The following is a 741-nucleotide window of genomic DNA, read 5'->3' on the forward strand; positions in this document are numbered from 1 at the left end:
GTCGAAGCCCCGCTCCGCCACCGCAGCCATCTGCCGTTTCACGAAGATCATGGACGCGCCGCCGGCGTCCCCCGGAATGACCGACAGGATCCTCGGTCTGGGCCTAGGCTCCGCCACGGGCTTCCCCGTCAGGGTGCCGCCGCGCGCCGCGCAGGGAGTTCAGCAGGAGCACGAGCGCCATGGCCAGGACCGCCGCCATGGCCGCCACCGAGACGACGATGCGGAGGGTGCGGGGCGCGTGGGCGCGCCGGGGCGTGTGGGCACGGTCGATGACCGCCACGAGCGGGAGGTCCTTCTGCGCATCGATGGTGACGATCTCCATCTGGCTGCGCAGCGTCACGTAGAGTTGCTGGTTCAGCTCGACGTCGCGCACGAGGCGCGTCCGTTCGAGGGTGAGGGCCGGCGACTCCGACCAGCTCCGGTTCGAACCGAGGAATTCCTGCAGCGCGGATTCGGAGCGGGCCAGTTCCGCCTCCACCTCGCGCAGGCGCGTGTGGATGAACTCGGACTGGCGGGCGGCGTCTTCGGTCTGGAATTGCCGGCTGTAGGCGTCGAGCTCGGCGACCATGAAGTTGACGAGGTCGGCGGCGATCCGGGGATCGCCGACCGTGGCGTGGATCGTCGTCACGCCGCTCTTGCGGTCGAACCGCACCCCCACGGCCCTGGCCAGGGCCTCGAGGGCCTGCTCGGTGGCGCGGGCGGAATCCGGTTCGTCCGGCACGAGGAAACGGAGCAAGGTGG

At 70.6% G+C, this 741-nt stretch carries 1 protein-coding gene; it reads right to left on the minus strand.

Annotated elements, in window-relative coordinates:
* Nucleotides 1-103: 103 nt before the first annotated feature.
* The coding region (locus KDM41_18285; protein ID MCB1185373.1) for a hypothetical protein at nucleotides 104-741 on the minus strand (638 nt) is incomplete at its 5' end.

The sequence above is a fragment of the bacterium genome, assembly GCA_020440705.1.
In the GTDB taxonomy this organism is placed as follows: domain Bacteria; phylum Krumholzibacteriota; class Krumholzibacteriia; order LZORAL124-64-63; family LZORAL124-64-63; genus JAGRNP01.